General features: G+C 67.5%; 20 protein-coding genes, 1 tRNA gene, 1 pseudogene and 1 riboswitch. Of the genes and pseudogenes, 15 read left to right on the top strand and 7 right to left on the bottom strand.

The window, feature by feature from the left end; translation table 11 throughout:
- Positions 1-47: 47 nt before the first annotated feature.
- The 4 genes from QF036_RS04955 to QF036_RS04940 all read left to right on the top strand — a co-directional run bounded on the left by QF036_RS04955 (position 48) and on the right by QF036_RS04940 (position 3,901).
- The gene (locus tag QF036_RS04955; protein ID WP_307099769.1) at positions 48-1,466 is read left to right on the top strand and encodes a phosphomannomutase/phosphoglucomutase; all 1,419 of its coding nucleotides are present in this window, start codon (positions 48-50) and stop codon (positions 1,464-1,466) included.
- A 9-nt stretch (positions 1,467-1,475) separates the two neighbouring features.
- A complete protein-coding gene (locus tag QF036_RS04950; RefSeq protein WP_307099767.1) occupies positions 1,476-1,958 on the top strand; it encodes a hypothetical protein in 483 nt (160 codons plus the stop codon).
- Between the two features lie 102 nt (positions 1,959-2,060).
- Positions 2,061-2,510 (top strand): RrF2 family transcriptional regulator, encoded by a 450-nt coding sequence (locus QF036_RS04945; RefSeq protein WP_307099765.1) that lies wholly within the window; start codon positions 2,061-2,063, stop codon positions 2,508-2,510.
- A 230-nt stretch (positions 2,511-2,740) separates the two neighbouring features.
- Entirely contained in the window at positions 2,741-3,901 is a 1,161-nt protein-coding gene (locus QF036_RS04940) for a globin domain-containing protein (protein ID WP_307099763.1), read from the top strand.
- Positions 3,902-4,058: 157 nt separating this feature from the next.
- Here QF036_RS04940 and QF036_RS04935 read toward each other — a convergent pair whose 3' ends face one another.
- A complete protein-coding gene (locus QF036_RS04935) occupies positions 4,059-5,885 on the bottom strand; it encodes a phosphoenolpyruvate carboxykinase (GTP) (RefSeq protein ID WP_307099762.1) in 1,827 nt (608 codons plus the stop codon).
- 279 nt (positions 5,886-6,164) lie between these two features.
- On the opposite strand from QF036_RS04935, the gene QF036_RS04930 reads away from it, so the two are divergent.
- Positions 6,165-6,238, top strand: a tRNA-Arg gene (locus QF036_RS04930).
- A 126-nt stretch (positions 6,239-6,364) separates the two neighbouring features.
- Here QF036_RS04930 and QF036_RS04925 read toward each other — a convergent pair.
- Positions 6,365-7,093 (bottom strand): FadR/GntR family transcriptional regulator, encoded by a 729-nt coding sequence (locus QF036_RS04925; protein WP_307099760.1) that lies wholly within the window; start codon positions 7,091-7,093, stop codon positions 6,365-6,367.
- Positions 7,094-7,222: 129 nt separating this feature from the next.
- Between QF036_RS04925 and QF036_RS04920 the strand changes: the two genes are divergently transcribed.
- From QF036_RS04920 to QF036_RS04900, 5 genes are all read left to right on the top strand, one after another.
- Positions 7,223-8,680, top strand: a complete 1,458-nt coding sequence (locus tag QF036_RS04920) for a dihydrolipoyl dehydrogenase family protein (RefSeq protein ID WP_307099758.1) — start codon at positions 7,223-7,225, stop codon at positions 8,678-8,680.
- Positions 8,681-8,748: 68 nt separating this feature from the next.
- Positions 8,749-9,477, top strand: a complete 729-nt coding sequence (locus tag QF036_RS04915) for an ABC transporter ATP-binding protein (protein ID WP_307099754.1) — start codon at positions 8,749-8,751, stop codon at positions 9,475-9,477.
- Complete coding sequence (locus tag QF036_RS04910) at positions 9,474-11,510, top strand: YhgE/Pip family protein (protein ID WP_307099752.1); 2,037 nt, start codon at positions 9,474-9,476, stop codon at positions 11,508-11,510. The genes QF036_RS04915 and QF036_RS04910 overlap by 4 nt, the downstream gene beginning before the upstream one ends.
- Positions 11,507-12,157 (top strand): TetR/AcrR family transcriptional regulator, encoded by a 651-nt coding sequence (locus tag QF036_RS04905; RefSeq protein WP_307099750.1) that lies wholly within the window; start codon positions 11,507-11,509, stop codon positions 12,155-12,157. Before QF036_RS04910 ends, QF036_RS04905 begins: the two co-directional genes overlap by 4 nt.
- 17 nt (positions 12,158-12,174) lie before the next feature.
- Positions 12,175-12,759 (top strand): hypothetical protein, encoded by a 585-nt coding sequence (locus QF036_RS04900; protein ID WP_307099748.1) that lies wholly within the window; start codon positions 12,175-12,177, stop codon positions 12,757-12,759.
- Positions 12,760-12,828: 69 nt separating this feature from the next.
- Here QF036_RS04900 and QF036_RS04895 read toward each other — a convergent pair whose 3' ends face one another.
- From QF036_RS04895 to QF036_RS04880, 4 genes and pseudogenes are all read right to left on the bottom strand, one after another.
- On the bottom strand, positions 12,829-14,256 hold the full coding sequence (locus tag QF036_RS04895) for a D-alanyl-D-alanine carboxypeptidase family protein (protein ID WP_307099745.1): 1,428 nt from the start codon (positions 14,254-14,256) through the stop codon (positions 12,829-12,831).
- A 52-nt stretch (positions 14,257-14,308) separates the two neighbouring features.
- Positions 14,309-14,836 (bottom strand): SixA phosphatase family protein, encoded by a 528-nt coding sequence (locus tag QF036_RS04890; protein WP_003801267.1) that lies wholly within the window; start codon positions 14,834-14,836, stop codon positions 14,309-14,311.
- A 69-nt stretch (positions 14,837-14,905) separates the two neighbouring features.
- Positions 14,906-15,782 (bottom strand): annotated as a pseudogene (locus QF036_RS04885) (winged helix-turn-helix domain-containing protein).
- Positions 15,783-16,380: 598 nt separating this feature from the next.
- Entirely contained in the window at positions 16,381-17,037 is a 657-nt protein-coding gene (locus QF036_RS04880; protein WP_307099742.1) for a hypothetical protein, read from the bottom strand.
- A 344-nt stretch (positions 17,038-17,381) separates the two neighbouring features.
- Here QF036_RS04880 and QF036_RS04875 point away from each other — a divergent pair, with 344 nt between their 5' ends.
- The 5 genes from QF036_RS04875 to QF036_RS04855 all read left to right on the top strand — a co-directional run bounded on the left by QF036_RS04875 (position 17,382) and on the right by QF036_RS04855 (position 24,726).
- Positions 17,382-18,122, top strand: a complete 741-nt coding sequence (locus QF036_RS04875; RefSeq protein WP_003801275.1) for a response regulator transcription factor — start codon at positions 17,382-17,384, stop codon at positions 18,120-18,122.
- Positions 18,123-18,125: 3 nt separating this feature from the next.
- Positions 18,126-19,736, top strand: coding sequence for a sensor histidine kinase (locus QF036_RS04870; RefSeq protein WP_307099740.1), 1,611 nt, complete (start codon positions 18,126-18,128; stop codon positions 19,734-19,736).
- 94 nt (positions 19,737-19,830) lie between these two features.
- Positions 19,831-19,994, top strand: a riboswitch (cyclic di-AMP (ydaO/yuaA leader).
- 5 nt (positions 19,995-19,999) lie between these two features.
- A complete protein-coding gene (locus tag QF036_RS04865; RefSeq protein ID WP_307099738.1) occupies positions 20,000-20,893 on the top strand; it encodes a hypothetical protein in 894 nt (297 codons plus the stop codon).
- Between the two features lie 210 nt (positions 20,894-21,103).
- Positions 21,104-22,579, top strand: coding sequence for a bifunctional glycosyltransferase family 2/GtrA family protein (locus tag QF036_RS04860; RefSeq protein ID WP_307099736.1), 1,476 nt, complete (start codon positions 21,104-21,106; stop codon positions 22,577-22,579).
- Complete coding sequence (locus tag QF036_RS04855; RefSeq protein ID WP_307099733.1) at positions 22,576-24,726, top strand: glycosyltransferase family 39 protein; 2,151 nt, start codon at positions 22,576-22,578, stop codon at positions 24,724-24,726. Before QF036_RS04860 ends, QF036_RS04855 begins: the two co-directional genes overlap by 4 nt.
- Positions 24,727-24,765: 39 nt before the next feature.
- Here the strand turns inward: QF036_RS04855 and QF036_RS04850 are convergent, their stop codons facing one another.
- Positions 24,766-25,446 (bottom strand): HAD-IA family hydrolase, encoded by a 681-nt coding sequence (locus QF036_RS04850; protein ID WP_307099732.1) that lies wholly within the window; start codon positions 25,444-25,446, stop codon positions 24,766-24,768.
- Positions 25,447-25,483: the final 37 nt, after the last annotated feature.

Genomic DNA, 25,483 nt, shown 5'->3' with positions numbered 1-25,483 from the left:
ACTTCCCCTTCACAGGCCGCCGCGCGCGTGCCCGTAAGATAAGTGCCGTGACTAGCGACCAGACCCGTACTTTTGACCTTTCGGCCTCGTTCAAGGCGTATGACGTCCGCGGCATCGTGGGCGAATCCATCACCGCTGAAATCGTCGAAGCCGTAGGCGCAGCGTTCGTTGACGTGCTTGGCCTTGAGGGACAGACAGTCCTGGTCGGCGGTGACATGCGCCCGTCCTCCCCCGAATTCAGCAAGGCGTTCTCCACCGGTGCCGCCACCCGGGGAGCCAACGTCCAGCTGCTGGACCTGATCTCCACAGACGAGCTGTACTACGCGTGCGGAGCCCTGAACGCCGCGGGCGCCACGTTCACCGCGAGCCACAACCCCGCCGAGTACAACGGCATCAAGATGGCCAAGGCCGGCGCCGTCCCGATCTCCTCCGAGACCGGCCTCAAGGAGATTCAGGCACTCGCAGAGCAGTATCTGAACACAGGCTCCATTCCCGCTGCCGAAACCCAGGGCCAGATCGGCGTCCGGGATGTGCTGAAGGACTACGCCGAGTACCTGCGCACCCTCGTTGACCTCTCCGGCTCGCGCCCCCTCAAAGTCGTGGTGGACGCCGGCAACGGTATGGCCGGACTGACGACGCCGGCCGTCCTGGGCGACACGCTGCTTCCGAAGCTGCCCTTCGACATCATTCCGCTCTACTTCGAACTGGACGGCTCTTTCCCGAACCACCCGGCCAACCCCCTGGAGCCGGAAAACCTGCGCGACCTGCAGGCCGCCGTCGTCGAACACGGCGCGGACATCGGCCTGGCGTTCGACGGCGACGCCGACCGCTGCTTCGTCATCGACGAAAAGGGCGAGGCGGTCTCGCCGTCGGCCATCACGGGCATGGTGGCCCGCCGCGAAATCGCCCGCGCGAAGGCCCAGGGCGAGGCAAAGCCCACCATCATCCACAACCTCCTGACCTCCCGTGCGGTGCCCGAACTCGTCGCCGAGGACGGCGGCCGGGCTGTGCGCACCCGGGTGGGCCACTCCTTCATCAAGGCCGTCATGGCAGAGGAAGGCGCCATCTTCGGCGGGGAGCACTCCGCCCACTTCTACTTCCGTGACTTCTGGAACGCGGACACCGGGATGCTGGCCGCCATGCACGTGCTGGCCGCTCTCGGCGAACAGGACGGCCCGCTTTCGGAGCTCGGCCGGGAGTACGAACCGTATGTGTCCTCCGGCGAAATTAACTCCGAAATCGAGGACAAGGCCGGCGCCGTGGAGCGCGTGCGGGCCGATTTCGAGACCGAGGACGTGGCGGTGGACCACCTGGACGGCAGCACCTTCACCGCCGCCGACGGCAGCTTCTGGTTCAACCTTCGCCCCTCCAACACCGAACCGTACCTGCGGCTGAACGCCGAAGCCACGGACCGGGCCACGATGGAGCGCGTGCGCGACCGCGTGCTGGCCCTGGTCCGCAGCTAGGACAGCCCCGTGGAATCACCCGACCCGACCCCGGACCAGTCATCGTGGCGCGCATCCGTGCCGGAGGCCACGGCCACGGACCTGGAAAACCTTCTGGGCACCGGCATGGCGGCAGCCCAGGAGCAGCTTGAGCGGAGCGGCGGGTTCCTGCCGTTCGCCCTCGTGGTGGAGAACGACGGCGACGTCCGCCTCGTGGCGGTCTCGCCGGCGGACCAAGATGCCGACGGGGACGGCGAGTTCGACGCGGACGGCATGATCCGCGACGTCACCGAGCTTCTGCGCCAGCACCGGGACGAGTTCCGAGCCGCCGCCATCGTCTGCGACATCACCCTGGTCGAGGAGGACTCGGACGCCATCCACGTGGCCACCGAACACCGGGACGGCGCGGTTTTCGCAGCCGTCCTGCCATACTCACCGAACAGCGAAGGCAGTGAGTTTGAGTTCGGCGACCTTGCCGCCGACTCCAATGAGCCTGTTATTTGGGCTGACTAGACCGGTCCGCAACAGGGGCTTTAACCCGGTCACGCGCTGCGCACAGATCACGCGCTGCGCACCGGACGGACCCTGACTTGCACAGGCCATTAGGCTAGAAGCATGAAAATCAACGCCTTCGCGGACGTCAGCCTGCGCGCCCTCATGGTGCTCGCTGCCGCACCCGAGGGCGGACTGCTCACCACGCAGAACGTCGCTGACGCCGTCGGAACCCCCTACAACCACGTCAGCAAGGCCGTGGCGAAGCTGCGCATGCTGGGCCTAATTGACGTTGAGCGCGGCCGCAACGGTGGCTCGCGGCTCAGTGCCGCCGGCCGCCGTGTCACCGTGGGCCAGGTTCTGCGGGAGCTGGACACCCGCGAGGACGCGGCCGAGTGCATCGGCCCGGCCGGCAGCTGCCCCCTCATCAATGAATGCCGGCTCCGCGGCGCCCTCACGCGGGCGCGCGAGGCTTTTTACCGTGAGCTCGACGACGTCGTGGTGGCCGAATTGCCGACCTCACGCCAGATGACGCCCGTTTTCGAGGCGATTGGGCTGCGCCCGGGCGCCTGACCGACAGGCGGCGTCCAAGCGGCGCGCGACCGGTACCCGGCGTCCAACCTGCGCCTGACCGGCCCTGCCATCGCGGGCCTGAAGGCCCCGTCCCCGCCGGTTCCCCTTCCATTTTGGAAAATCCCTTCTACAGGGTGTAGAAATGAGTCATCAGAAACTCGCATTTCAAATGCCAGTATCTGAAGTTCCGGTCCGGCCAAAGACCCCGGACCACTAGCTCAGGAGTGTCAATGCTCTCGGACAAAGCCCGTCCTGTCATCGAAGCCACCCTTCCCCTGGTCGGCTCACGAATCGGCGAGATCACCCCCAAGTTCTATGACCGGCTCTTCGCCGCGCACCCCGAACTCCTGGACGGGCTGTTCAGCCGCTCCAACCAGCGCTCCGGCAACCAGCAGCAGGCCCTTGCCGGCAGCATCGCCGCCTTCGCCTCCCACCTGGTGAACAACCCGGGCACGCTCCCCGAAGCCGTCCTCTCCCGGATCGCCCACAAGCACGCCTCCCTGGGCATCACCGAACCGCAGTACCAGGTGGTCTACGAGCACCTGTTCGCGGCCATCGCCGATGACCTGGCCGAGGTCATCACCCCGGAAATCGCCGAGGCCTGGACCGAGGTCTACTGGCTCATGGCCGATGCCCTGATCAAGCTCGAAAAGGACCTGTACGCGGCACAGTCAAACACCAAGATGTGGATGCCGTGGACTGTCGTCGAAAAGACACCCGCAGGAACAGGCGCCATGACGTTCACCCTGGCGCCGGCCGATGACACCCCGGTCACCCCCGCCCTGCCTGGCCAGTACATCAGTGTGAAGGTCCAGCTGCCCGACGGCATCCGCCAGGTCCGGCAGTACTCCCTGTCCGATGAGGCCGGGGCCAGCCGCACCTTCACCGCCAAGCTGGACGACGGCGGTGAGGTGTCCCCGGTGCTGCACCGCAGCGTCGCCGTGGGAGGCGTCCTGGAGATTTCCAACCCCTACGGCGAGATCACCCTGAAGGACGGCGACGGACCGGTGGTCCTTGCTTCCGCCGGCATCGGCTGCACTCCCACCGCATCGATCCTGCGCTCCCTCGCGGAAGCCGGTTCCGAACGCCAGGTCCTGGTGCTGCACGCCGAAAGCAGCATGGAAAGCTGGGCCCTCCGCGGGCAGATGACCGCCGACGTGGCACGCCTGGACGGGGCGGACCTTGAAGTCTGGCTCGAGGAACCCCAGGCCGGCACCAAGGCCGGCTTCATGTCCCTGCGCGAGGTGGACCTTCCCGCCGATGCCTCCCTGTACCTGTGCGGCCCGCTCCCCTTCATGAAGAAGATCCGCAACGAGGCCATCGAAGCCGGGATCCCGGCAACACAAATCCACTACGAGGTCTTCGGCCCCGACATCTGGCTGGCCGCCTAGCCCCGGCCGCTGCCCTAGTTGAGCGCGAACGGACATTTAAGCCCCGGGGCTTAAATGTCCGTTCGCGCTTCTCCTTAACGAACGACGGCTTAACCGACGACGGCGGCCCCGCACCTTTGGATGAAAAAGGTGCGGGGCCGCCGTCGTACTTTTTGGACTAGACCAGGCGGGCCTTCAGTCCTTCGAGCTCCTGCTGGAGTGCGGCGGGCAGTGAATCACCGAACTTGGCGAACCACTCCTCGATGGAGGCGAGTTCGGTCTTCCACTCGTCGGGGTCGACCTGGACTGCTTCCTCCACCTCGGCTGGGGTCATGTCGAGCCCGGTGAGGTCGATGGCGTCGCCGGTGGGGACGAAGCCGATGGGGGTCTCCACGGCGTCGGCCTTGCCTTCGAGCCGCTCGATGGCCCACTTCAGGACACGAGCGTTGTCCCCGAAGCCCGGCCAGGCGAAACCGCCCTGGGCCGTGCGGCGGAACCAGTTGACCAGGAAGATCTTGGGCAGGCGCTCCGGGTTGGCCTTGGCGGAGAGGTTGACCCAGTGGTTCAGGTAGTCGCCCGCGTCGTAGCCGATGAACGGAAGCATGGCCATGGGATCGCGGCGGACCACGCCGACGGCACCGGCCGCAGCAGCGGTGGTCTCGGACGACAGGGTGGAGCCCATGAAGATGCCGTTGGTCCAGTCGCGGGCCTCGGTGACCAGCGGGATGGTGGTCTTGCGGCGACCACCGAACAGGATGGCGGACAGTTCCACACCGTTCGGGCTGTGGTACTCCTCGGCCAGCATGTCGATCTGGTCGATCGGGGTGCAGAAGCGCGAGTTCGGGTGGGCTGCCGGCTTGCCGGACTCAGGCGTCCAGGAGTTGCCCTGCCAGTCGGTGAGGTGAGCCGGGGTTTCCTCGGTCATGCCTTCCCACCAGACACCGCCGTCGTCGGTCAGTGCAACGTTGGTGAAGATGCTGTTGCCCTTGGCGATGGCGCGCATGGCGTTGGGGTTGGTGCCCCAGCCCGTGCCGGGAGCCACACCGAAGAGGCCGGCCTCGGGGTTGACGGCGCGGAGCTCGCCTTCCTTGCCGAACCGCATCCAGGTGATGTCGTCGCCGAGCGTCTCGACCTTCCAGCCCTCGATCGTGGGGTCCAGGAGGGCAAGGTTCGTCTTGCCGCAGGCGGACGGGAAAGCCGCCGAGACGTAGTACGTCTTCTGTTCCGGCGAGGTGAGCTTGAGGATGAGCATGTGCTCGGCAAGCCAGCCCTCGTCGTGGGCCATGACCGACGCGATGCGCAGGGCGTAGCACTTCTTGCCCAGCAGGGCGTTTCCGCCGTAGCCCGAACCGAAGGACCAGATGGAGCGGTCTTCGGGGAAGTGCACGATCCACTTGTCCGGGTTGCAGGGCCACGGGACGTCGGCCTGGCCGGCCTCCAGCGGAGCACCCAGGGAGTGCAGTGCCGGAACGAAGAAGGCGTTGGTCTCGGTGATCCGGTTCAGCACGTCGGTGCCAATGCGGGCCATGATGCGCATGGAGGCAACAACGTAGGCGGAGTCGGTGATCTCGACGCCGAACTTCGGATCCTCGGCATCGAGGTGGCCCATGACGAACGGGATGACGTACATGGTGCGGCCGCGCATGGAGCCGGAGAACAGCCCGCGCAGCTTCTCCTTCATCTCCGCCGGGGCCATCCAGTTGTTCGTGAAGCCGGCGTCGTGCTCCTTTTCGGAGCAGATGAAGGTCTGCTCTTCGACGCGGGCCACGTCAGCGGGATCCGAGAAGGCTGCGAAGGAGTTGGGGAACAGGTCCGGGTTCAACCGCTTCAGGGTGCCGGCCGCGACGAGTTCGTCGGTGAGGCGGGTGTTTTCTTCCTCGGAGCCGTCGACCCAGTGAATCCGGTCCGGCTGGGTCAGCCCAGCGACCTCTTCAACCCACGCCAGCAGACCGGGGTGGGTGGTGGGTGCCTCTTCAAGCAGCGGCAGTCGCGTCAGGTGGGCCATTGCAGTTCCCTTCGTCGGGTTCAGTGGTGTGTGCTAAATGCTATTTCTGATGATCTGGACCAATTCACTGTCAGACATCGGATGTCCTGCCCGTCCGAAGACAACTTCCGCGGGAAATCAAGGAATTTTGATTTAGGAAAGTCGAAATTAGTGACGAAGGTCACGTAGACCGGTCTAGTTGTGTAAATTACATGGTCCTCGATTTGGAACTGCGGCTGTCCTCGCGTAAAGTTATTCGAGGTTCGGGGCGAGCGAAAAACTCGCTGAGAACCGGAAGATGCGCCCATAGCTCAGCTGGATAGAGCGTCTGTCTACGGAACAGAAGGTCAGGGGTTCGAATCCCTTTGGGCGCACAAAGAGAAGGTCCGCACCGGGAAACCGGCGCGGACCTTCTGCGTTAAGCCCGTCTACCGAGCTGCGTTAAGCCCGCCTGGACCGCGGCCCCAAACCCGTTAACCACTCACGCCGGAACCGGCTACCTATTCGCCAACGGCCTCAAGTATCCGCCTGCGGAATCCGTTGAAGTGGTGAGTCAGCTCGCGGGCTGCCAGTGCCTTGTCCCCGGCGGCGACGGCCGAAAAAATGTTCCGGTGCACTGCAGCGAGCGCAGGAAGGTCCTCCACCCCGGGTCCAACCTCGGTGTAGATCTTGCGGTAGACCTTCCAAAAGACGCCCAGCAGGTTGAGCAGCAGTTCATTGTTCAGGGGTTCAAAGAGCCGGCGGTGGAATTCGGCATCGGCTTCCACGAAGGGCTCCCCTGCTGCCGCGCTCCGCTCCATGCTGATCACGGACTCCTCGATGGCGGACAGCTGTTCGGCCGTCATCTCATCCATCGCGCTGCCGATGAGGCCCGCCTCCAGCGCCTGGCGGACGTCCACCAGCTGCCGCGCTTCCAGGCCGTGGTGCCGCAGGGACAGCCGCCCGCGGAAAATCAGGCCGTCGGCGAGGGACTCGAAATTGCTGGGCGCGACGAACATGCCGAAGCCGTGGCGGATCTCGATGACCCCCAGCGCCTGCAGGACCTTCAGCGACTCCCGCAAAGTGTTCCGGCCCACCCCGAGGGCCAAGCACAGCTCGTTTTCGGTGGGCAGGGCATCTCCGGGCTCCAGTTCGCGGTCCAGGATCAGTTCCATGATGTCCGACTGCAGGGCGCGCAGGCGGGCCTGGGCGCTGAAGCGGGCCGGCGGAACCACGTTGGAGGGCTGCATGGGGGGCTCCTTTGCACTGGCCGTACTTTTCCTCACCGTATCGGATGTCCCACGTCCCCGGAACGGCCGGTCCATTATTACGGCTGCCCCTGCCCAAATCCGCGTCAGGCGTGGGCGTAGTCTGATGCCATGCCACGTCTTGTTGAACGCGAATTCGATGTCATTGTGATCGGCGCCGGCGCCGCGGGCGAAAATGCCGCGGACCGGGTGGTGCAGGGAGGCCTGACGGCGGTCCTCGTGGAAGCCGAACTGGTGGGCGGCGAATGCTCCTACTGGGCCTGCATGCCGTCCAAGGCGTTGCTCCGCCCGGGCACCGCACTGCACGGGGCCCAGGCAGTTCCCGGCGCCAGCGAAGCCGTGACCGGAACGCTCGACGCGGCCGCGGTCCTCACAGGGCGCGACTCCTTCGCGTCCCACTGGCAGGACGCCAGCCAGGTGGAATGGGTGGAGGGCGCGGGCATCGAACTGATCCGCGGCCGGGCACGGATCACCGGCGAGCGGGCCGTAAAAGTAGCCGGGCTGGACGGTGACGACTATGCACTCACGGCGCGTCACGCCGTCGTCCTTGCCAACGGCTCCACGCCCAACCAGCCACCCGTCGACGGGCTGTCCGAGGTTGAGTACTGGGGCACGCGGGAGGCGACCTCGGCAAAGGAGGTCCCCAAGCGGCTTGGCGTGCTGGGCGGCGGCGTCGCCGGCACGGAGCTTGCCCAGGCCTTTGCCCGCCTCGGGTCCGCGGTCACGCTGGTGGCGCGCAGCGGGCTGCTGCGGAACTTCCCGGCTGAGGCTGCGGAACTGGTGGCCGCCGGCCTGCGGGCCGACGGAGTGGAGCTCCGGGTCGACACCAAGACCCGCAGCGTCCACAGGAATTCGGATGGTTCCCTGACGCTCACGCTCGACGGCGGCGACACCGTCACGGTGGACAAGCTGCTGGTGTCCACCGGCCGGCGGCCCGCATTGGACGGACTCGGGCTGGAGAGCGTGGGGCTGTCGGCCAGCGACGGCAAGCCCCTGGCCATCCGCACGGACTCGACCGGCCTGGTGGCGGAAGCGGCGCGCAACGGCGGCGGTCCGTGGCTGTACGCGGTGGGCGACGCGGCGGGCAAGGCCCTGCTCACCCACCAGGGCAAATACGAGGCCCGGGCCACCGGGGCAGCCATTGCAGCCCGGGCCAAGGGCGAGCTTCGCGGGGAACCCGAGCCGTGGAGCCGGTACGCGCAGACGGCCGACGAACACGCCATTCCCAACGTGGTGTTCACGGACCCCGAGCTGGCCAACGTCGGCAGATCGCTGCAGCAGGCCCGCAAGGATGGCTACAGCGCATCGTCGGTGGAGCTGCCCATCGCCGTGGCGGGTTCCTCCCTGCACGCCAGCAACTATGAGGGCTGGGCACAGCTCGTGGTGGATGAGGACCGCAAGGTGCTCCTGGGCGCCACGTTCGCCGGGCCGGACGTCGCCGAACTCCTGCATGCCGCGACGATCGCCGTCGTCGGGGAGGTTCCGCTTGACCGGCTCTGGCACGCAGTGCCCTCCTATCCAACCATCAGCGAGGTCTGGCTGCGCCTGCTGGAGAAGTACGGCCTCTAACTCTTATTTGAACTGACTGGTCAGTTCAGTTAGCCTTGAAGCAGACCAACTTCTGCGAAAGGCTCCCTTTGCTCTGCGCACGACAGCCCAGCGTGAAAGGCCGGCGGCTCGACCTCCTGCCACCGACCTCCCTGCAGGTAGCCCGCGGCGAACTGCTGCTGGTGACCGGCGACCGCCAGGACCAGAGGACGGCCCTCGCGCTGGTCCTCAGCGGCCGGATGAGGCCCGACGGCGGCACTGTCAGCTGGGACGGCTCGGCCGGGATCAGGCCGCTGCGGCGCGCCAGTGCGCTGGTGGACTCCCCCGGCGTCACCGAACCCGAACAGCACCTGAGCGTCGCGGATCTCGTCACGGAGGATCTGGCCCTGGTTCCCCGCCGTTACCGTGGGGCCCTGCTCAGCAAGCCGTGGCTGAAGGTCAACCGTTTCGAGGATGTCGCCGGCCTGTGGACGGAGCAGTTGCCGCCGGCCCGCCGCACCGAGCTCCTCACGGCGCTGGCCCTCGCCAACCCCGGCACGGACCTCCTCGTCGTGGACTCCCCCGACCGTCACGGCGCCGACCCCGCCGGCTGGCTGCCGCGGCTCAGCGAACTGGCGTACGACGGCGGCCGGCCCCTCGCCGTCGTCGCAACCGTTACTGCCCTCCCGGACGGCTGGACCGGACCGTCCGCGGCAATCGGCAACGCGGACCGCCGCCCCTCCCCTGGGAGTTTTTGTACAGATAATGGCCCCAAAACACCCCCGAAGTCCAAATATGTGGACAAAAACTCCAGCCTGGCAAGCGAGGTAGCCAAGTGACTGTCCTGCGGCTGGCGCGCTCTGAACTCAAGCGCATGACCGGCGGGTTGCTGCCCAAGCTGACCATCATGGCGCTCACCCTGGTGCCGCTGCTCTACGGCGCGGTGTACCTGTATGCCAACTGGAATCCGTACGGCAACCTGGACCGGATCGACGCCGCACTCGTGGTGGAGGACGCCGGGGCGGCCACCGGCAACGGAGTGCGGCTGGAGGCCGGGCAGAAGGTGGCGGACAACCTCCTCGACGGGCACGTGTTCAACTGGCAGACGGTCCCCACCGCCGCCGAGGCGGACCAGGGCGTCAGTGACGGCAAGTACGCATTCGCGCTCAAGATCCCCAAGGACTTCTCCGCCAACCTCGCCTCGCCCGGCAGCTTCGATTCGGCGACCCAGGCCATGCTCAACGTCACCACGAACGACGCCAACAATTACCTGCTGAGCACCATCGTGGACAAGCTGGCCACGGCCGTGCATGCGTCGGTGGCCAAGGAAGTCGGCGCGGAAACCGCCAACCAGCTCCTCACCGGGTTTGGCACCATCCACACCCAAATGGTGAAGGCGGCCGACGGTGCCGTCCAGCTGGCCGACGGCGTCACCCGCCTGCACGACGGCACGGTCACCCTCCATGAGGGAACCGGGAAACTGGAAACCGGGGCCGCCGACCTTCACAACGGCCAGGTCAGGCTCCGTGACGGGGCAAACGAGCTTTCGGCCGGCGCCGGACAGCTGAGCGGAGGGCTGGCGGAACTGCGGGACAGGACGGCCGGGCTTCCGGCGGACTCTCAGCGCCTCGCAGACGGTGCCGCGCAGGTTGCGGCAGGAAACGCGGCGCTGAACAGCAAGGTGCAGGACGCTGTCGGGCAGCTCGAGGCTGCTGAAAACGGTCTCCGCGGCCGGCTGCAGGAGTCCAACAACAAGCTGGTGGCCGCCGGTGTCCTGACCCAGGAACAGGCGGACAAGGTGCTCGCGGAAGTTGATTCCGCGGCGGCCTCCGGCCCGGTCAGCGATGCCAGGGTGAAAATCCAGGCGGACGCCGCGCAGATCCAGCAGCTTGCAGACGGATCAGCTGCGGTCAGTGCCGGCGCGGCGCGCCTGGCCGCCGCCGCACCGGCTTTGACCGGCGGCATCTCCACCGCGTCCGCCGGGGCAGACCGGCTGGCCGCCGGAGCCTCGACGCTCGCTGCCGGTGAGCAGACAGCGGTGGACGGTTCCGCTGCCCTGTCGGCAGGTGCCCAAACGCTCGACGACGGTGCGGCGCAGCTGGAGAGCGGAGCGGGCACCGCCGCGGCGGGGGCCGGGAAACTGGCCGACGGGCTGTCCCAAGGAGCCGGCAAGGTCCCCCACCCCAATGACGCGCAAAAGAGCAGCCTCTCGGCTGTGATGTCCGATCCCGTGGCCGTCAGCAACGTCTCGCAGGCAAAGGCCGGCTCCTACGGTGCAGGACTCGCTCCCTTCTTCATGACCCTGGCCCTGTGGATCGGCATCTTCATGCTGGTCCAGGCCATGCGGCCCATCACCCAGCGCGCCCTGGCTTCCAATGCGCCCGCCTGGAAGATCGCCGTCGGGGGCTGGCTTCCGTTTCTGGCGGTATCCGCCGTGCAGGCAAGCCTGCTCACGGTGGTCGTCAACGTGGGCCTGGGACTGCGTCCTGCCCATCCGTGGCTGATGTGGCTGTTCCTGCTGGCCGCCGCCATGGCGTTCAGCGCCATCATCCAGGGCGTAGTGGCACTGCTCGGTTCGCCAGGGAAGCTCGTGGTGCTCATCCTGCTCGTGCTGCAGCTGGTCTCCTCCGGCGGCACTTTCCCGTGGCAGACCACACCGGAGCCGCTGCACGCCGTCCACCGGGTCCTGCCCATGGGTTACGTGGTGGATGGGATGCGGCACCTGGTCTACGGCGCGGACCTGTCCCTGCTCCCGGCCACCGTGGCGGGGCTCTTTGGCTACACTTTGCTGGGGATGGCCCTTTCGACGCTGGCCGTCCGCAAGAACAAGTTCTGGACCCTCAAGACCCTGAAACCGGAGATCGCCGTATGAGCACGCTGGAGGCGGACCAGGAACCCGTTGCACCGAGGAAGCTCCGCCCCGGCCGGACCAACGCCACCAAGCAAAAGCTGTTCGAGGCATCCATGGACCTGATCGGGGAACGCGGCGCGTCAGGTGTGACGGTGGACGAGATCGCCGCCGCGGCGGGCGTGTCCAAGGGGACCGTCTACTACAACTTCGGCAGCAAGTCCGACCTGATTGCCCAGCTGCTGCGGCACGGCGTGGACATCCTCGAGGCCAGGCTGCTCAGCGTGCAGGGCGGGACGGCCGATCCGCTGGCCGGCATGGAGGCGATGATCGGCCAGGCCATGGACTTCATGGCCGAGTATCCGTCCTTCGCCAGGCTGTGGGTGGGCGAACAGTGGCGCAGCCCGAGCGAATGGCAGGACACCTTCGCCGAGCTCCGGACCCGGCTGCTGCAGGTGATCGGCACGGCAATCGAAAGCGTTGCCGAGCAGTATCCGGTGGACGCCACCATTTCCCGGGGAAGCCTGGAAGCTGCCGTGTTTGGCGCCTGCTTTGTGGTGGGGCTGGATCGCCAGACGTACAACCCGGAACGGAGCCGTGACCAAAGCGTTGCAGCCATCATGACAATCATGCGCGGCTACGTGCTGAAGGGACCCGATCCTCAGGGATGATTGGTCCCATGCGCCACATGGGTAACAGCGGAAAGACAGCGATCGGTGCGTTTGCCGCAGCGGCAGGCCTGCTGGTGCTGACGGCCGTCACGCTGGAAGAGGCCGCGCTGGTGGCCTTCCTGGGCGCCCTGGCCGTGGGGTATGTGGCGTCCGTGGCGGAAGGCTTTGCCCGGCACCGCTACCTTGCCCTGTTGGCAGGCGGTGCCGGAACCAGCCTGTTTATCGGCTGCAGCATCGCCTTCCTGCGCATGTGGGGGCTGGCGTTCAACCAGAGTCCGGCAGCCCTGGGCCAGGCGGTGACCACACGGGATTCGGACATCTACTTCTACCTGGCCGCAGCCTCGGGATGCCTGACGCTGCTGGTGCTGTTCTGCGCGGCGGTCTGGCCGTCCCGGCGGCGGCTCCGGCGGGAGCAGCCCACGGCCGCGGCCAGGCCCCGGAGCGCAAGCCCGGCCAGGACGGCCGGAGGGCCGGCGCGTCCTGCTACGAGACTCCCGGCGGGCGCCCGGCAACCAGCGCAGGCCACGGTTCGGCCACAGCAGGCCCAGCGGCCAGCCCAGCCAAAGCCGCCGCAGCAAAAACGCGCAGTCCGGCAACGCTAGGGCCGGCAACCTATAGTCCGGCAACCGGCGGCCGGCCACCCATAGTCCGGCCACCGGACCGAAGACCGGCTAGCGGAAGATGTTAAACGACTGCCAGCCTGGCCCAACCGCCCGGAGTCCGGTGAACTGGCTGTTGCCCAGGCTGTAGTACACGAGGCGCCCATCGGTGGTTTTCGCAGTGAGTCCGCGTGTTCCCGGCCCTTGGAACCCGAACGACGCGTGGGACTGGACCAGCGCGTTCCACCCGGTCCCCACCCGGCGGCGGGGTTCCGCAGCGAACTTGCCGGCGCCGTCGGACCTGTAGAGCAGGAGTTCGCCGGTCGCCCTGGTGACCAGCAGGTCCTGGCGGCGGTCATTGTCGAAGTCGGCCATGGTCAGTTTCATGCCCTGGAATCCCTGCCCGAGCCGAAGCCGCGTGCTGAGCGCACCGCCCGTGGCGTTCGGGTAGAAGTACATGGCGCCGTCGGCTGCGGTGCCCACCACGCCCGGGTAACGCTGGCCGTTGTGCCATTTGCCCACGGTGATGTTCATGGACTGCCATCCGGCGCTGCCCACGCGGAGGGGGCTGAGGAATCCGCCGGAGAGCTTGCCGCGGTACACGGCGAGCGTCCCGGTCTTCCACTGGGCCACGATGTCGTTAACGCCGTCGGCATTCCAGTCAGCGACGAAGCCGGCCTTCAGGCCTGACCAGCCCGGTCCGATGCGGACGCGCGTGCCGAAGCCGCCGCGGCCGTTGGCCGGATAGGACCAGAGCACGCCGCTGGAATCGGCAGCGAGTACGTCGGCCCCGCTCCGGATGGTGGGGCGGGCGGCAAAATACTGCTCCATGGTGGGAATGGCCCGGATCTTCATATCCGTGGCCAGTGGAACGCCGACAAATCTCAGGTGCCAAGGCTCATATGTGTAGCCGGTAATGCCGGAATATCCCTGCGGGTAGCGCACGACGAAGCCGTAGCGGTGGGCGTTCGCCGCCACCCAGCGCCCGCCGGGTGTGGTCCCGAAGCAGGCGGTGAGGCCACAGCCGCCGCCTGCGTTGCCGATGTCCGCCGCCAGGCCGGTCTGGTGCTCGCTGTAGCCCGGCCTGGCCGAAATCTGGTCGGCATAGGCCTGCCCGTACATCTGCACGTAGGAGCTATACAGGGCACTCTGGGACGCGTAGGACCGGTAGCCGCTGATGACTTCCAGGGAATATCCGGCGGCGCGCGCCCCGGCGAACAGCTGGCCCAGGGCACCTGCGACCTGTCGCCGCAGCAGGTGGCCGGTGCCGTTCGAGCTGACGAGGTCCGACGGCGCGAACTGCCGCGGATTCAGCGGGCGCGACTTGTTCACGAGGACCCACGCATGGCTGGGGTTCGACACCACCTGCGTGGACAGCGGCTCACCGGAAGGAGCCGCGGTTGCCTGCTGCGCCCCGGCGGACAGCATCATCAGAACGACGACGGCGGCAGCGAACCGCCGGGCACCGGCCCGCCACCGGGCGGATACGGAATTCAGCATGGCGGCCCTTCCCCAAATTAGACGACAGTGGGGACAAGCCTACTCGTCCGCGCTAGTGTGCGCGCGGGACCTTGAAGTGCGTGAGCCTGGCGTCCTGGCCGTCCAGTTCGGCCCAGGGCTTCTCGGTCTCCAGCACGGTCAGGCCGCTCGTGGGAAAGCGCGTGGCGGCATCCATATAGGCATCGTGGTTGGAATCCCGCGACGCCAGGTGCATGGCCAAATCCTGCACGCCGGGCATGTGGGAGATGACCATCAGCGTGGTCACGGTGTCGGGCACGTGGTTGATGACCGCAAGCATGCGCAGCGCAGAGGCGCCGTAGAGGCCGTCCTCAAGTTTCGGCGTCGGGGCCTTCTCACCGAGTTCACTGCACACCCACGTGCATGTCTGCCGCGTCCGCAGGGAACTCGAGCACAGAATGAAATCCGGGACGATGTTGTGCTTGAGCAGCCATTTACCGGCAAGCGGAGCCTCGCGGTGGCCGCGTTCCTCCAGGGGACGCTCGTGGTCCGCCACCCCGCCCGGCCAGTCGGCCTTGGCGTGGCGCATCAGGACCAGCCGCTTCTTATGGTGCGCACTCATGGACTCACCCTACTATCGGGCGGCCAAGCGCAAACCTGGACCAGCCGCGCCAAGGAGCGACGGAGGCGACTAGATCGAGTACTCCGGAGCGGCCCAGACAACGACCTCCGGGTGCTCGTAGAAGCGGTAGCCCTGGCCGCGGACCGTGCGCACGGTGTTGGCGAGGCGGCCGAGCTTGGAGCGGAGGCGGCGGATGTGGACGTCGATGGTGCGCTCGTTCGGCACTTCTTCGGCGTTGCGCCACAGGCCCTCGAGCAGTTCGTCGCGGCCCACGGTGCGGGTGCCGTTCTCCACGAGGTAGTTGAGCAGTTCGAATTCCTTGAACGTCAGGTTCAGGGACTCGCCGTCGAGGTGCACCTCGCGGCGGGCGAGGTCGATCAGAACACCGGAGGGACGGGGATCCTGGGCCGGCTGCACGCGGGCAGTCTCGGTGCGCTGCCGGGCGTTGACGGTGGGGTCACCAAAGGTGGAACGGACCACGTCGAGCGCGGAACCGGGCGCGCTGGCCGGCGCCACAGCGACGGCGGCGTAGCTCTCAGCACCGGTAACCAGGGACTGGGCGTAGGCGCGGATCTCCTGGGCAAGCTTGGCGATCGAGGTGCCGGCGGCAGCCGCCGTTTCCTCGTCAATGCCCATGTACAGGACGAACCCGCGGGCGACGTTTTCGTTCGGCACGGGGCCGGACCGGGGAGGTGGCAGCCGGGGCCACAAGAGGTGTGGGCGCGGTCAGCGGCGCGGCTTCGTCGGCCTGCACGGCGCGCAACTGGCCGTACGAGTTCGGGTTATAGCCCTGCGGTGCGTAACCCGGGGCAGCGGGAACGGTATTGGCCGGGCCTGCCGGGGCGAAGGCGGGGCGGGCGCCGAATCCCTGGCGCAATCCCTGTGCCTGACCTGCCTTGTTGGCGTTACGGACTGAGATGTGGACGTATCCGGATGCAACTGACATGAATGCTTACCTCAATGTGAATGGCCGTCATCGCGGCTCGAATGCTTGGGTCCCGCAATGATTCTGGGGAGGGGCGCCCTACGCTGGGCTGGGGGCGAATGCCTAAAAACTTCGAGGGGTGGTGAAAGTTAGGCGTGCATTCGACAACAGCGCATGTCGGCAGCAGCGGGTGTGCTGGACCAATGTTCTGCGGCTGCAGGTGCTGTTGAGTTCTTGTTCACATTTGAAAGTGTGCAACGTAACAATGAGAACTTGCAAGTAACAATGGACGAAAGCGTCCGCATACTGAGACAAACGACTCGTTTGTGTGGTAAATCACAGTTTTGCAGGCGGCCGGTTTTTTGATTTATTTTCCTGAACGGACGGTCGGAAAGCTGCTCCTGCGGAATCTTCTTCGATTTTTCCATGAATACGCGCTGAATATTCAATGACATCTGAATTGCCGCAAACCGGCAGCCGCCATACGCCGATTGTCCAGCTATGACGCACGCGGGGCGAAAGTTTTTTGCTCGGGCGCAGGTCGCGGCAGGGGTCAAATCCGCCAGGACGGGCGGCGGCAGCGCCCGGTTCGGCTGGGCGCTGCGCCTTTCCGCGTTAATCAGCTGGACTGGCTCGAGCCGCTGGTTCCTGACTGAGTGCTTCCGCCCGAACCGGTGCTTCCGCCTGACTGTGTGGCGGTCCCGCTCACCTGCACGTTCTCGGCTGCAAAAGCCGAGCCATCCTTGCCGGCCACAATCCTGACAGTGGCTCCGGTAACGATGTCAGCCACTGTCAGGTCGCCCGTTGCTGACTGCTGCCGCCTCTGCAGCAGGTTGCTCACCACCGTGTCGCCGCTGAGTGTGTAGGTGCGCGTGAAGCCGTCGGAACTCTTCACCGTGACCGAACCGGAGGAAGCGGCGGAAACAGCGCCGAGCTGCGCCACCTTGGTGACGTACTGCCCGTTCTCCTCAATGACGTACTCCGAATGGACGGCCGCCGGGACGCCGCTGCCCATGCCGCCGAGAGCGTAGGGCGCGAAGTCGCCTCCTTGGCCGGGCACGGTTCCGCTGCCCGGGGCCTGCATCCCGCCCGGGCCGCCCCTCGACCCGCCGTCCTGTGGCAGGCTACCCTGCGTGCCACCCTGGCTCAGGCCGCCCTGGGCCCCGGCGGCAGTCCCGCCGGCAGCGGCAGCGTTGCTGCCCAGGCCGTACACGGTGGCTCCGGCGCCTGCCGCCAGAACCGTTGCCGCACCGGCCACGACCAGTCCGCGCTTCATGGTCCAGGGCTTGCCGCTGGGAGAACGTGCCCAGGGGCGTCACCGGTTCGGCCGCCGGTCCCGTTTGGTAGGCCTGCCCGTCCGGCAGCGGCGCCGGAGGCAGGGGTGTGGTTTCTGGAACAGGTGCGTGCTGCTGGCCGCTCATTGCGATCTCCTTAGGGCTGCGGAAGCGTCCGTTCCAGACTGGAAAGCCTTCCTGTGCTTGGCCTGTGCGGCGCGCAAGAGCCATGGCTGTGACCTGAAAAATGCGTCCATCGGGCCTTTCAGCTCGCTAGGCTGTGATTCACAGCTGGCGCACAGGGTTGCCAAAGCGGCGGCTAAACACCAGAACGGAGAGTTGTCACATGGCCACTTCGCACTCCATGACCAACAACCTTCCCCAGCTGACCCACCCGGATGGCTCCCCCATCCGCGCCCTTGTGGTTGACGACGAGCCGAGCCTCTCCGAACTCATGAGCATGGGCCTGCGCATGGCCGGCTGGTCGGTCGCCGTCGCTGCCGACGGCCCCGAGGCCGTGAAACTCGCCAAGGAGTTCCGCCCGGACGTGCTGGTGCTTGACGTGATGCTTCCCGGATTCGACGGCGTCGAGCTCCTGGGCAGGATCCGCGCCTTCGCGCCGGAAGTCCCGGCCCTGTTCCTCACCGCCAAGGACGCGGTGCAGGATCGCATCGTGGGCCTCGCCGCGGGCGGCGACGACTACGTCACCAAGCCGTTCAGCATGGAGGAGGTCCTGCTGCGCCTGCACCGTCTGGTCCAGCGCTCCGGGGTGGCCGCCATGGATTCCGCTGAGCTTGTGGTGGGCGACCTGGTCCTGAACCTCGACACGCGCGAAGTCACGCGCGCCGGCGACGAGCTGCAGCTGACCGCCACCCAGTTCGAGCTGCTGCGCTATCTCATGGAGAACCCCAAGCGCGTGGTCAGCAAGGCCCAGATCCTGGACCGGGTGTGGAACTACGACTTTGGCGGCCAGGCCAACATCGTCGAACTGTACATCTCCTACCTGCGCAAGAAGGTGGATGCCGTGCATCCGCCGATGATCCACACGGTCCGCGGCGCGGGCTATGTCATCAAGCCGGCAGAGTAGGCCGTGGCAAACCTTTCCGGTGCAGTTCGTACCCAGCGCCGAAGCTGGCTGAAGCCGGGCACGTGGCATCTCCGCACCCGCCTGGTCCTGGTGGCCATGGCGCTGCTCGTGGCCATCTGCGCTGCGATCGGCCTGTTCAGCTACGCCAGCATGGACGCATTTCTGACACGCCAGCTCGACGAGCAGCTCACCGGGGCCGCTGACAGGGCCCGGGACTTTGGCCGTCCGCCGCTCGGCGCCTCGGGCAACAAGCCGGATCCCCTCGAAGGCCGGGGCCAGCGCGTGGGCACTCTTGCCGGCAGGATCCAGGCGGGCAAGGTCACCGCAGGATTCCTGGCCTCCGATGCCACCCGCAAGGCACTCTCGGCGGCAGACAACCAGGTTCTCCTGGATCTGCGCCGCGACGGCGTCCCCGTCGACCGCACCCTCTCCACCGGGGCCTACCGGCTGGTTGCCGCCCAGACACCCTATGGCGATGTCATGGTGACAGGGCTCCCCCTGGCGGACAAGCAGAGCACCCTGACCTCGCTCGTCTGGACCATCACGATTGTCTCGCTGGGCGGCCTCGTATTGATCGGTCTGGCCGGGACGGTGCTCATCCGCCGCACCATGAAACCGCTGGAGCAGCTCTCCGAGGTGGCCACCCAGGTGTCGCGCCTGCCGCTGGACGCCGGTGAGGTGGCACTCGCCGTCCGCGTCCCGCCGTCGAACGCCCATCCGGGAACCGAAGTGGGCAGCGTTGGGCACGCCCTGAACCAGATGCTGGACAACGTCTCCAACGCGCTGGAAGCACGGCAGGAAAGCGAAATGAAGGTGCGGCAGTTCGTGGCGGACGCCTCCCACGAGCTCCGGACGCCGCTCACCGCCATCCGCGGCTACACGGAGCTGATGCGCATGACCGAAAAGTTCACCCCCGACGGCCAGCGGTCCCTTGCACGCGTGCAGAGCCAGTCGGAACGCATGACCGCCCTGGTGGAGGACCTCCTGCTGCTGGCACGGCTCGACGAGGGCCAGCCGCTAAAGCTCAGCGACGTTGACCTCACCCAGCTCGTCATCGAGACCGTCAGCGACGAAAAAGTCATGGCGCCGGACCGGGCGTGGCACCTCGACCTTCCCGAGGAACCCGTGTCGGTCCGGGGCGATGCCTCACAGCTGCACCAGGTCCTCGTGAACCTGCTCTCCAATGCCCGCAAGCACACCCCGCCTGGCACCACGGTGACCACCGGCGTGATGCGGTCGGCTGACGGCAGCGCTGTGATTACTGTCACGGACGACGGTGCCGGCATCCCGCCCGAATTCGTGGACAAGGTGTTCGCTCGCTTCGCCCGCGCAGACGCGTCACGGGCGACTCCGGCGCAGCCGCCCCTGGCGCCGGCATCCGCCGCGGCGAAGGGTTCCGGGGCCGGTGGCGCAACCGCGGGGATGGCCCTCCATACCGCGGCTGCACAGGGAGAAGCGGGGGTCGCGTCGGCAGAGGGAACGAGCGGCCTGGGCCTGTCCATCGTGCAGTCCATTGTGGAGGCGCACGGCGGCACAGTGGAAGTCACATCCCGGCCGGGCCGGACGGAGTTTGCCGTCCGGCTGCCCATGCAAGGCGCCGCGCCGGCGTCGTGATGTCCGTTACCCAAATGTGACTTAATCAAAAGCCTCCTGTACGGTCGATAGCGTGCGGCCGCCACTAGAGCCGCATGTCCGGATTGACGCCCAGCTCTGCCGCTTCCCGGATTCCGCTAGATCAGGCAGAGGCGGGGGAACCAGAGTCCCGGGCTTTCCGCATCAGCCCTTGGGGTGAAGCCGACACGTGAATTTTCCGTGCGGCCGGATGACCTCATCCGAACCCGACAGCTAACTCCGCAGGTGTTGAGAGGCAATCCACCATGTCTGAATTTAAGACTCAGGCGCGCCCTGAACGCGCCTCCAAGCAGTCCGACAGCAAAATTTCACGTCACCGGGCCGAGCCTGCCCAGCCCAAGAATGCACTTGGCCGTTTCGCCGCAGGCCTTCCGTCCTTCGGACGCCGGGCAGCCGTCCTGACCACTGCGGCCGCCGTGCTCGTTGGCGTCGGCGCCGCAGGCCACGCGGCCGACCAGGCTGCGCCTTCCGCCGCCGAATCGTCCGTGGCCACCGCCGACAGCGGGCAGACGCTGAGCTTCGACAAGTCGCTGATCTCCGCCCTCCCGGCCCCGTCTGCGGCGTCCATCGCTCCGCAGTCCTCGTCCCAGGCTGCCGCCGCAACCAAGGCTGCCGCCGCCAAGGCAGCCGCCGCCAAGACCGCCGCCGCGAAAGCGGCCGCAGCAAAGGCCGCCGCCGCCAAGGCAGCCGCGGCTAAGAATGCCGCCGCCGCCAACGCCGCTGCGGTTGCCAAGGCCAACGCCGCGGCCGCTAAGGCTGCTGCTGCCAAGGCCGCCGCCGCTAAGGCTGCCGCCGCTGCCAGGGCCAAGGCTGCCGCGCCTGTTGCCCTGAATGATCCGGCCGGCGCCCAGGCCTACGCGGCCAGCAAGCTCGGCTCCTTCGGCTGGTCCGCAGACAATATGCAGTGCCTGAAGCGGCTCTGGACCAAGGAATCGGAATGGCGCACCACGGCCACCAACGCCAGCAGCGGCGCGTACGGCATCGTCCAGTCACTGCCGGCCGAAAAGATGGCGAGCGCCGGGGCGGACTACCGCACCAACTACCGCACCCAGATCAACTGGGGCCTGGACTACATCAAGGAGCGCTACGGCTCCCCGTGCGGTGCTCTGAACTTCCACCTCGCCCACAACTGGTACTGACCGGTTGCCGCAGCCACACCGGCTGACGGCGAGTACTCAGCACCGCCAACCCAACTAGGTCGCAGCACAGGGCGTTCCCACGGCTGGGAAGGCCCTGTGCTGCTACCTAGTTCTACAGATCGCCGCCCTCGCTGTCCTTGCCGTCACTTCCACAGCCCCTGCACAGCTTCGCCCTAAAACCCTCATAACAGCGGCCGCCACTGTTGATGCATGACCATCACTGACCAGGCTTCAGGAACCCAGCCGCACCCACCGCTGCAGCACACCCAGCCGCAGGCGCTCCATGGAGCCGGCGCGGCCGGACACGCCCCGGCGCAGACCCTCATCAGGCACACGCGGCGGTCGCCCATCGACACCGCCACGGCGGTACCGGTCCTGGACGTGACCATCCCGGTCTACAACGAGGAACGCGACCTGGAGGAGTGCCTGCGCCGGCTGCACGCCTACCTGCGCGGTATGTTCCCGCACTCATTCCGCATCACCGTTGCGGACAACGCGAGCACCGACGGCACGCTCAAGGCAGCCGAGCGGGTGGCACGCGAACTCCGTGAGGTCACCGTGGTGCACCTCGAGGAGAAGGGCCGCGGCAACGCCCTGCGCAAAGTCTGGCTGGCCTCGCCGTCACCGGTCCTGGCATACATGGACGTGGACCTCTCCACCGACCTGGCCGCACTGGGTCCGCTCCTGGCACCGCTCATCTCCGGCCACTCGGACCTGGCCATCGGCACGCGGCTGACCCGCAACTCCCGGGTGGTCCGCGGGCCGAAGCGCGAATTCATCTCCCGCAGCTACAACTTCATACTGCAATCCCTGATGGGCGCCCACTTCAGCGATGCGCAGTGCGGCTTCAAGGCCATCCGGGCCGACATCGCCCAGCAGATCCTCCCGCACACCGTGGACACAGCCTGGTTCTTCGACACCGAACTCCTGGTCCTCGCCGAACGCTGCGGCCTGCGCGTCCACGAGGTGCCGGTGGACTGGACCGACGATCCCAACTCCAGCGTGGACATCGTCCAGACGGCCCTCGCCGACGCCCGCGGCATGGCCCGGCTCAGCAAAGACATGGTGACCGGCCGCATCCCGGTCGCCGAACTCCGGGCGGCCCTGGCCCGCGGCCCCCTCCCCGCCGCATCACGCAGCCAGGAGCAAAGCCCGGGCGGCAGCCTGTTCGGCCAGCTGGTGCGGTTCGGCACCATCGGCGTGGCATCCACCCTGGCGTACCTGGTTCTCTTCTACCTCTGCCGCAACCTGATGGACCCGCAGCTGGCCAACCTGCTGGCCCTCCTCACCACGGCCGTGGCCAACACCGCCGCGAACCGCCGCTTCACGTTCGGCATCGCCGGCAACAGCGACGTTGCCCGCCACCACTTCGAGGGGCTGCTGGTTTTCGGGATCGGGCTCGCCCTCACGTCCGGCGCGCTCGCCCTGGTCCACAGCGGCGCACTGCCGGGAGGCACGACGCCGGACCGCTGGCTTGAGCTGGCGACCGTCACCGCCGCGAACCTCGCGGCCACCGCGGTGAAGTTCCTGCTGTTCCGTCTGTGGGTCTTCCGACGGCGGCCGGTCCCCGCCAACGCCCCCGCAGATCCTGCCGCTTCCCCCACCAACGCTCCCGCCGATCCTGCCGCTTCCGAGGCATCCCTCCCGCAGGCATCCGCCCCGACCACAGAAATGACAAAGTCATGAGCACCACTGTCACTCCTCCCAACCAGACGCCAGACCGCGAGCCGGCGAACGCCGTGCAGACCGCGCCGGCCGCACCCGGTGAGCCCAAAGATACTGCGGAACGAACCCACCGAACCGGCAGCGCATCCCGGCTGCTGCTGGGAAACCAGCACCGCTGGATCCGGCCGTCGGCGGCGGCGCTCCTGGCGTTCACCGCGGTGCTGTACCTGTGGAACCTTGAAGCCACGGGGTACGCCAACTCCTTCTATGCAGCGGCCATCCAGGCGGGCACCAAGGACTGGACAGCGCTGCTGTTCGGCTCCCTCGATGCCGGTAACGCGATCACCGTGGACAAGCCCCCGGCGGCCCTGTGGATTCCCGCCCTCGTGGGCCGGGTCTTCGGCTTCTCACCGCTGAGCATGCTGGTGCCGCAGGCACTCATGGGCGTGGCCGCCGTCGGACTCCTATACCTGACGGTCAAGCGCATATCCGGTCCCGCGGCGGGACTTGTCGCCGGCGGTGTGCTGGCGCTGACCCCGGTGGCCGCGCTGATGTTCCGGTTCAACAACCCCGACGCGCTGCTCACCCTGTGCCTGGTGCTGGCCGCCTACCTGACCACGCGGGCCATCGAAAAGGCAGGGTGGAAGTGGCTGGTGGCCGCCGGTGCAGTCATTGGCCTGGCCTTCCTGACCAAGATGCTCCAAGGCTTCCTGATCGTTCCCGGCCTCGCACTGGCCTACCTCTGGGCTGCCCCCACGGGCCTCGGCCGGCGTCTCCTGCACCTGCTCGCCGCGGCAGGCGGCATCGTGCTGGTGGCCGGCAGCTATATCGCCCTTTTCCAGCTCACGCCGGCCTCGGCCAGGCCCTACATGGCCGGGTCCGAGACCAACAGCTTCCTGGAACTGACCTTCGGCTACAACGGCCTCGGCCGCATTACCGGGGCCGGGGGCGGCATGGGCGGCGGCATGCCCGGCGGTGGCGGCGGCATGGGCGGGAACGTCGGCTTCGGTGGAACCGCGGGGATCACCCGGATGTTCGGTACCAGCTTCGGCGCCGAGGTGTCCTGGCTGCTACCGTCGGCCCTGATCCTGCTGGGTGCCGGCCTGTGGTTCACCCGCCGCGAGGCCCGCACGTCCCGGACCCGCGCGGCTCTGGTCCTCTGGGGCGGCTGGCTGCTGGTCACCGCCGGGATCCTGAGCTTCATGAGCGGCACCGTCCACCCGTACTACGCTGTTGCGCTGGCCCCGGCAATCGCCGCACTGGTGGGCATCGGTGCCCTGGAACTGTGGCGAGGCCGGGCCCACTGGCCTGCGCGGATTACGCTGGCCGCCACAGTCCTGGGCGGATCTGTCTGGTCCGCGGTGCTCCTGGGACGCGACGCCACGTGGCTGCCCTGGATCAGGGTGGCGGTGGTGATCCTCGGCGTGCTCGCCGCCGTAGCGCTGCTGCTCCGGCTCGACTCGCTCCAGGCTGTTCCCGCCCGCTTCCGCAGGACGGCAACTGCCACTGTCGTGGCGGTTTCGCTGCTGGCCGGCGGGCTGGGCAGCACGGCCTGGACCTTCGCCACGGCAGCCCAGCCCCACTCCGGGTCGATTCCGACGTCGGGCCCCACCGCCTCCGCGATGGGCGGACCGGGCGGCCAGGGCGGGCGCACCGGCTTTGCCGGCCCGGGCACGTCCGGCTCGGACACCTCGGGCTCGGGGCTGGCGGATGGCTCCGGCCTGGCCCCGGACGGTTCCGGTCTAGCGCCCAACGGCTCAACCGACAGCGGGAACGCCCCCGGCGGCACTGTTCCCGGCGGTACTGTTCCCGGCGGTGCAATGGGTCCTGATGGCGCCGGCACGGCGAACTTCGAACTCACCGTGCTGCTCAAGGCCAGCACTGCGAAGTGGTCCGGGATCGTTTCCGGCGCCAGCCAGGCGGCCAGCCTGGAACTTACCACGGACACCAATGTGATTGCCCTCGGCGGCTGGAACGGCGGTGACCCCTATCCCACGCTCGCACAGTTCCAGGAGATGGTGGCCAACGGCGAGATCGGCTACTTCATCTCCGGCGGCGAGATGGGCGGAGGCGGCGGACGCGGCGGAAACTCCGAGGTGGCCACCTGGGTTGCCGCCAACTACCAGGCCGAAACCATCGGCGGCGCCACGGTGTACAACCTGTCCTGACGGATCCGGGCCGTCTGGCCCCTGGACCGTCCGGCCTGCCTACAGCCGCAGGGAGATCGCCCGGCGCCCGTCCTCACCGGTCTCCACCGACGCGGAAACGGCGGTGTAGTCAGGAATGTGCAGCACGCCGTCGGGAAGGACGCCGGTGTTCGGCCCCACCGCGACGGTCCGGATGCCGGCGGCAACTCCTGCTGCGATGCCGGCGGGAGCGTCCTCGAACACCACCGCTTCCGAGGGGTCGGCCCCGAGCAGGGACGCGCCAAGCAGGTAGCACTCGGGATGCGGCTTACCCCGGGACACGTCCTCGGAGGTGACAACCGCCGCCGGCATCTCCACCCCCGCCGCAGCCATCCGGACAGTGGCAAGGTCGCGCGACGCCGAGGTCACCAGGGCCACGGCATTGGCGGGCAGGGAGTCGAGCAGCTGCAGCGCGCCCGGCACCGCCACGATGCCGTCGGTCTCGGTCAGCTCCATGTGTCCCAGCTCGGCGGCCAGGGCGTGGATGTCGGCCCCCTCGGGAGCGAAGCGGCGGACCGTATCCAGAGCCTGCACGCCGTGGGAGGTGCGCAGGATTTCCTCGATATCAAGGCCGTAGTGTCCGGCGAACTCGGTCCACACGCGCTCCACGATGGCCGTGGAATCCACCAAGGTGCCGTCCATGTCGAACAGGACGGCTCGGGCTGTCAGCGTGACGGTGGCGGATTCGGCAGGAAGGCTCATGGCTTCCATCCTGCACTATCCTCGCGGCAAACGTGGA

This window comes from Arthrobacter globiformis (genome assembly GCF_030817195.1).
Taxonomy (GTDB): domain Bacteria; phylum Actinomycetota; class Actinomycetes; order Actinomycetales; family Micrococcaceae; genus Arthrobacter; species Arthrobacter globiformis_D.
The sequence above is the reverse complement of the archived record's forward strand: the minus strand, read 5'-3'. Positions and strand labels throughout refer to the sequence as shown.